At 40.5% G+C, this 7,349-nt stretch carries 8 protein-coding genes; 6 read left to right on the top strand and 2 right to left on the bottom strand.

The window, feature by feature from the left end; genetic code table 11:
* Positions 1-37 precede the first annotated feature (37 nt).
* Complete coding sequence (locus tag B879_RS19955; RefSeq protein ID WP_009187038.1) at positions 38-1,138, bottom strand: trans-sulfuration enzyme family protein; 1,101 nt, start codon at positions 1,136-1,138, stop codon at positions 38-40.
* A 70-nt stretch (positions 1,139-1,208) separates the two neighbouring features.
* Positions 1,209-1,688, bottom strand: a complete 480-nt coding sequence (locus B879_RS19950; protein ID WP_009187037.1) for a DUF4293 domain-containing protein — start codon at positions 1,686-1,688, stop codon at positions 1,209-1,211.
* A gap of 106 nt (positions 1,689-1,794) precedes the next feature.
* Here B879_RS19950 and truA point away from each other — a divergent pair, with 106 nt between their 5' ends.
* The 6 genes from truA (at position 1,795) to hemE (ending at position 7,324) form a co-directional block, all read left to right on the top strand.
* Complete coding sequence (truA, locus tag B879_RS19945; protein WP_009187036.1) at positions 1,795-2,547, top strand: tRNA pseudouridine(38-40) synthase TruA; 753 nt, start codon at positions 1,795-1,797, stop codon at positions 2,545-2,547.
* Between the two features lie 12 nt (positions 2,548-2,559).
* Positions 2,560-4,332, top strand: a complete 1,773-nt coding sequence (locus B879_RS19940) for an ABC transporter ATP-binding protein (RefSeq protein ID WP_009187035.1) — start codon at positions 2,560-2,562, stop codon at positions 4,330-4,332.
* Positions 4,333-4,433: 101 nt separating this feature from the next.
* The gene (locus B879_RS19935; RefSeq protein WP_009187034.1) at positions 4,434-5,015 is read left to right on the top strand and encodes a hypothetical protein; all 582 of its coding nucleotides are present in this window, start codon (positions 4,434-4,436) and stop codon (positions 5,013-5,015) included.
* Positions 5,016-5,017: 2 nt separating this feature from the next.
* A complete protein-coding gene (locus tag B879_RS19930) occupies positions 5,018-5,530 on the top strand; it encodes a hypothetical protein (RefSeq protein ID WP_040401363.1) in 513 nt (170 codons plus the stop codon).
* A 113-nt stretch (positions 5,531-5,643) separates the two neighbouring features.
* Positions 5,644-6,186 carry a hypothetical protein gene (locus B879_RS19925; protein ID WP_009187032.1) on the top strand — a complete coding sequence of 181 codons (543 nt, stop codon included), beginning with the start codon at positions 5,644-5,646 and terminating at the stop codon, positions 6,184-6,186.
* Between the two features lie 112 nt (positions 6,187-6,298).
* The gene (hemE, locus tag B879_RS19920) at positions 6,299-7,324 is read left to right on the top strand and encodes a uroporphyrinogen decarboxylase (RefSeq protein WP_009187031.1); all 1,026 of its coding nucleotides are present in this window, start codon (positions 6,299-6,301) and stop codon (positions 7,322-7,324) included.
* Positions 7,325-7,349: the final 25 nt, after the last annotated feature.

Below are 7,349 nucleotides of genomic sequence, written 5' to 3'. Positions count from 1 at the left end.
AGGCTGTCCAAGGACAGCCTTTTTGTTTTTATAAAATTTAAGCCAATGCCTGCTTCATATCCTCAATGAGGTCGTCGGGATTTTCCAAGCCTACCGATACCCTCAGTAAATTAGCTGGAGTAAGGGTATCTGGACCCTCCACTGCTGCCCTTCTTTCAATTAGACTTTCCACCCCTCCAAGACTCGTGGCATGGGTAAACCACCGAAGCTTGGAAATGACAGCCTCTGCTGTATCCGCTCCGCCTTTTACTGTAAATGAAAGCATACCGGAAAAACCCGACATCTGAGCTTTTGCTACCTCATATCCTGCATGTTCTGGTAGACCAGGGTAAAAAACCTTTTCAACTTGCGGACGGGAACTTAAAAATTTGGATAAAGCCATAGCATTGGCATGATGGGCTCTCATCCTATAGGGCAAAGTTTTGATGCTGCGGGTAAGCAAATAACAATCAAAAGGAGAAGGTACGGCTCCACCTACGTGCTGCACCATTCTGATTCTTTCCCAGAAAGCATCATTTGCTCTACAAATCAGCGCCCCTCCCAGAAGATCACTATGTCCTCCAAGAAACTTTGTCGTAGAATGCATCACTAAATCCGCACCTAAAAGCAAGGGGTTTTGGAAGATGGGTGTGGCAAAAGTATTATCGCAGGCCACTTTTAGGCCAAATTGCTTTGCCAAATTCACAACTCCCTTAATGTCTGTGACTTTCAATAAGGGGTTAGATGGTGTCTCAACCCATATAAGGGCCGTCTCAGGTCTGATACAGGATCTTACCTGCTCCAAATTGGACATGTCTACAAAAGTTGTAGCGTGTATTCCTTTAAATATTTCAAGTAATTGTCTCCGGATTCCATGATACATATCATCAGGTGCAATGATATGACTGCCGGAGGGTAGGGCTTGATAAATGGCCATGGCCGCGGCATTCCCTGAAGAGAACGCTGCCGCATCTGCCCCCATTTCAAGCTTGGCCAAAACCTGTTCCAAAGCAAGCCGATTGGGATTCTGAGCCCTGGTGTAGACCATTGATCCTTCATGATGCTCAAAAGTTGTAGCGGTCGTGATCGGTTGAACCGCCGGACGGTTGGTATCAGTAATAATAGTTCCTGAGTGAATCGCGATGGTCTCTACTTTCATGGCAGTTTTTGTCTAAAATTAAACAATAAAAAAGAAAACCAGCAGTTTATGTGCTGGTTCTAACGGTGATTTATCTGATCCTATCAACAGAGCGGACCAACATTTCATCCTTTCTGATAAACCTATTGGCAAGGATATTAGACACCAGGCCGGCAAACACAGCCCAGAAGCCTAAAACAAATGCGCCATTTACATTAGGGTTGAAAACCTCGTTGGCAGTATGGGTAACCCAAACCATCAAACCCACAATAGTGAGCATCACCAATGAATTGATCATATTGATCATCATCTGTTTGGGTCTGTTTTTGAATTGCAGCAAACTGAATATAGCCAATCCTGCCGCGATTATTGCCAATAAGCCGATAAACATTTTATTCTCTGAATCTATTATTTGCTCAGAGGCCACGTCTTTGGTTACCAGACTCCAGGCATCCAAGGTCATGATTTGGGTCTGATCTGGATTAACCTGATGCCATACCGGAAAAATCAAGACCAACACCATGGCAACAGCCACTAAAAAGAGAAAAACAGATTGAATTCTTTGTATCATAATCGAAGGAAATTTTGACAAAGAAAAAGGGTAAAATCTGTAATCGCAAGGTTTAGATAAACGGAGCCAAAATTTTGAAAGCGAATACTATCTTTGTGCATTGATAATGGAAACCAACAGATACTTCCTCGAATTGGCCTACAAAGGGACAAATTACCATGGATGGCAAATCCAAGAAAACGCTGAGAGCATTCAGGGCGAGTTGGAAAATGCACTTTCTACTTTGTTGAGAATGCCTATATCCATTGTTGGAAGTGGAAGAACCGACACAGGTGTTCATGCCTCTCAGCAATTTGCGCATTTTGATACTGGTGAAAAACTGGATGAAGCAACATTTTTGAAAAAGCTGAATGGCATTTTACCAAAAGACATTGCATCATGCTCCCTAAAAAGGGTGAAAAATGATGCGCATACCCGTTTTGATGCCATATGGAGGAGTTATGTTTACAGAATAAGCCTAAGAAAGGACCCCTTTGAGCAGGAATCCGCCTGGACCATATATAAGGAACCAAAAATCTCTTTGATGAACGAAGCTGCCGCTTTGTTGTTAGAAGAGGAGGATTTTCAGTGTTTTTCAAAAGTTCATACAGACGTCAATAACTTTAATTGCAAAATAAAAGCGGCCTATTGGGAACAAAAAGGTTCACTTTTGTTATTTCATATAACTGCCAACCGTTTTCTAAGGGGAATGGTAAGAGCAATTGTAGGGACTTTGATAGAGGTTGGTTTGGAAAAAATCAACGCGGAAGATTTTAAGCAGATTTTAGAAAGCAAAAACAGGAATAGCGCAAAGGCATCTGCACCAGCAAAAGGGCTATATTTGTGCAGGATTACCTATCCCAAAGACCTTTACCTATAAACAATACAGCGATTGAGCTTGGAAAAAGAAAATGTACACAGCGGGGAAATTGTAGATACCCAAGTGCTTAAAAAACTTTACAAATTTGTAAAGCCTTATCGGGCACAGTTTTATTTTTTGGTTTTTCTGACCATTTCGTTGGCTATTTTAGCGCCAACAAGACCTTATTTCATTCAAGTAGCCATAGATGACTATGTAGCTTTGGGTGATGGGGAAGGCTTGGTAAAGATTATTTATTTATTGATTTTCCTGATGTTGTTACAGGCCTTGGTACAATTTGCACATACTTACTTATCAGGTTGGGTAGGACAGGTCATCATCAAAGATATCAGGATCAAACTCTATCGGCATTTGCTGAAGATGCGTTTGAAATTTTTTGACAACACACCGATTGGCCGTTTGGTTACTAGGAATATCTCAGACATAGAAACACTGGCAGATGTTTTTAGCGAAGGCTTAGCTGCGATTATTGGTGATTTACTACAATTGATTACCATTTTGGCAGTCATGTTTTACATAGACTGGAAACTTACATTGGTGAGCTTGTGTACCCTTCCGCTCTTGATTATCTCTACCTATATTTTCAAAGAAAAGATAAAAGTTGCCTTCAATGAAGTCCGAAATGCGGTCTCTAACCTTAACTCTTTTCTTCAGGAACACATCACCGGGATGAATATTGTTCAGATATTCAATAGGGAAGATCGGGAACTTGAAAAATTTAAGGAGATCAATAGGGATCACAGAAAAGCCCATATCAAGTCTGTCCTTTATTATTCCATATATTTTCCGGTAGCGGAAATAATTCAGGCCATAGGTATTGGTTTGGTGGTATGGTATGGTGCCACGGGTGTGTTTGATGCTGAGATCAAAGTAGGTGTGCTGATTTCCTTCATCATGTATCTTCAGCTTTTTTTCAGGCCCATAAGGATGATCGCCGACCGTTTCAACACTTTACAGTTGGGCGTAGTAAGTTCTTCCCGGATTTTCAAGTTACTGGAAAGTGATGAACAAATACCTAATGAAGGCTCGCTAAAACCTGAAAAAATCAAAGGAAATATTACTTTGGAAAATGTATGGTTTGCCTACAATGAGGAGGAGTGGGTGCTCAAAAACATCAATTTTGAAGTCAAGCACGGTGAAACCGTAGCTTTGGTGGGCGCGACAGGAGCAGGCAAGTCATCTATCATTAACCTGATCAGCAGATTTTATGAGATCAATAAAGGCAGTATCAAAGTTGACAGGACAGATATCCGGGATTTTGAACTGAACACATTAAGAAAACATATTGGTGTAGTTCTGCAGGATGTATTCCTTTTTTCAGACAGCATTTATTACAACATCACCTTGGGCAATCCCAATATCAGTAGAGAGGAAGTGATGCAGGCTGCCAAGTTAGTAGGGGCTAAAAAATTTATAGAAAAACTTCCGGGAGGTTTGGATTACAATGTAAAAGAAAGAGGCGCCACCTTGTCTGTAGGACAACGTCAATTGATTTCTTTTGTAAGGGCAATGGTGTATAATCCAGAAATTATTATTCTGGATGAAGCGACATCATCTGTAGATACCGAAACAGAAGAGATGATACAAAAAGCCATTGAAAAAATGATGAAAGGAAGAACTTCAATAGTCATAGCTCATAGGTTGTCCACCATCCAAAAGGCCCACAAAATAATTGTCTTGCATCAAGGGGAGATCAAAGAAGTAGGTACTCACGAAACACTCTTGGAAAAAGGGGGATACTATGCCCAATTACATCAGATGCAACTAAAGTCTATGGCCATTTAAAAATTGGTCATTTGAAGGGGTTTTTTTATCATTTCTTTCAATATTAATGGTAACAGGCCTTATTTTTGCGCCGTTAAATTCTGGAAACTAAACCGAAAGACGTGAAGAAAATTATTGTATTGATTATCGCCTTGTTACCCTTCGCAGCATCAGCGCAGGAAGATGGCATAGGCCTTCGATTGGGAGAACCTTTTTCCATTACTTACAAAAAGTTTATTGATGACCAATTTGCCATTGAAGGTTTATTTGGAAGAGCTGGAGCAAACAGTGCACAATACTACAGCAGATCCTTTGACAATAACCGTCCTACCCCTAATGCCTTTTATGCAGGGCATAGTGTGAGTAATGTGCTTTCTTTCAACCTGAGGGGAATTTACCATGAGGACTTGAGCGATGAACTGAATATTGACATAGGGTATTTGTTGGGTTATGTTGGGATAGGCGCCCAACTCCGCTCAGCAAGAGTGAATTATGCATACACGGACGCTACAATCAGCACGGTAATACTTAGGGATAACAGAAGAAATCTGGACTTCGGCCCTGAAATATTTGCAGGAGGAGAATACTACTTTGATGAACTTCCCATTAGTGTATTTACTGAAATAGGTCTATTTATGGAACTCATCGACCGTTTTGGGCACCTCAGGTTACAGGGTGCAATAGGTGTCAGGTACTTATTTTAATTATGAAAAAAACAGCCATTGGAATTTTTCTGATGTTTATTTTGTCGGCCGTCCTATATGTGTTTTATGCCTTGGGTGGCTTCAATGAAATTGAAATCTCCAAAAAAAATCTGGGTCAAATAGAGTTGGCCGGTATACTATACAGAGGGACACCTCAAAATGAAGCCCTAGGAAAAGCATTCCGGGAAATGGAAACCATTCAAAAATCAAATGAAGGTGCCTTGCTCCATACCATCTATTATGTGGAACCTACTGGAAAACTCGATACCATGGAGGTTTTTGTAGGGGTAGAAAAGAAATGGATTTCGGAAAATGATTACCTTTCTTTAAATCTGAATGCCAGTCAGGCTATTGTCGCGGAAATTAGCGCCAACAGATATGTAATGCCTGGACCAAATAAAGTCAAAAAGAAAATAGAAAGCTTTGCTAAAAGCAATGGACTTCCCATACCCAACATATTTATAGATCAGATCATAAGCCCCGATGCCGTGAGAGTCATTGCAATCAAAAAATAAAAACAGGAAACAAAATTTGGTATAATTTTGGTTAAATGAAATCTCAATAAATGATTATTTAAATACCAACAAAATTATTCTTTGACACAACATATTCACTTAAACAAACATATATGAAAAGATTACTTACCCTCTTAACGCTTGGACTAGCAGCATTTTTCCAAGCTTGTGAAGGCCCAATCGGCCCTCCAGGACCTCCTGGCCCACAAGGCCAACAAGGTCAACCTGGACTGGTATTACTTGGGGAAGTATTTGAGGCCGATGTTAATTTCACTGCCCAAAATGATTATTTCGTCGATTTTGACTTTAATCCACCAATTGAAGCCAGTGATGTGGTTTTGGTATTCATTCGTTGGGAATCTTTCAACGGTACGCCCATCTGGAGACTCCTTCCCCAAACCGTATTATTTGATGAAGGCGTTTTGATTTATAATTACGATTTCTCAAGAAATGATTTTACCGTATTTCTTGAAACAACCTTTGATCCTGCCTTATTGGACAACTCATGGACGAGAAACCAAAGAATCAGAGCTGTAGTTATTCCAGCCGATTTTGCCACTTCAGGAAGAATTGACTTCAATGACTATGACGGCGTAATGGAACTTATTGGCGCCACTGAGGATGATGTGGTAACGATTCAGCCTAAAAATCCATAAAAAGCATACCTAGTAATTACAAAAGGCCTGCCCTTGGCAGGTCTTTTTGTTTTATAAGCCTGAATTCCTTTTCTATGGCAAAAATTATAATTTCCTGACTTATCTTTGCCCCATGAATTTGAAAAACGACTTGTTATTGAGGGCCGCTAAAGGGGAGAAAGTGGAAAGAACCCCTGTTTGGCTGATGCGTCAAGCAGGAAGAATTCTTCCGGAATATAGAGCGGTAAGAGCATCCGTAAGCGGATTTATAGAATTAGCACAGACTCCGGAATTGGCAGCTGAGGTAACCATTCAGCCTGTTGATATCTTGGATGTTGACGCTGCCATTATTTTCTCAGATATCCTGGTCATTCCCGAAGCCATGGGATTACCTTATGAAATGGTAGAAAAAAGAGGACCTTGGTTTCCCAGCACTGTAAATTCTGAAGCAGATCTCAGAAAACTTAGAATAGCAGACGGGGTTGATGACCTCAGCTATGTCATAGAAGCCATCAAAATCACTAAAAAATCATTAAACGGCAGAGTTCCTTTGATAGGCTTTGCAGGAGCACCCTGGACTATTTTTGCCTATATGATAGAAGGTTCGGGCAGTAAAACATTCTCTAAAGCTAGGGCAATGCTTTATACCCAACCTGATTTTTCCCACAAACTCTTACAAATGATTACAGATAGTACCATCAACTATCTGAAAGCCCAGATTGATGCAGGTGCTAATTTGGTACAGATCTTTGACAGCTGGGCGGGAATTTTACCTCCTGATCAGTATATGGAATTTTCTTTAAGATATATCAGCCAAATCTGTGATGCTATCAATGAAGTTCCAAAAACTGTTTTTGCCAAAGGTGCATTTTTTGCCAGAAAAGAAATGGCTGCACTCAACTGCGAAACCATAGGTTTAGACTGGAATATGGAGATAGCCAAATCACGTGAACTTATTGGCTCAGGCAAAACCCTTCAAGGAAACCTAGATCCAGCAGCACTCTATGGTACTCCCAAACAAGTGGAAGAAGCCACCAATCGAATGATGGATCAGTTCAAAGGATCCAGGCATATTGCTAACCTGGGACATGGGGTTTATCCAGATATTGAACCGGAAAAGGTGAAGATTTTCATACAAACGGTAAAAAATTACCAATAACCCCCAAAACTTCTATAAAGGGGGG

Origin of the sequence: Cecembia lonarensis LW9, assembly GCF_000298295.1 — a bacterium.
Lineage (GTDB): Bacteria > Bacteroidota > Bacteroidia > Cytophagales > Cyclobacteriaceae > Cecembia > Cecembia lonarensis.
Note: the sequence above shows the minus strand (reverse complement) of the source record. Positions and strands in the feature narration are given on the sequence as shown.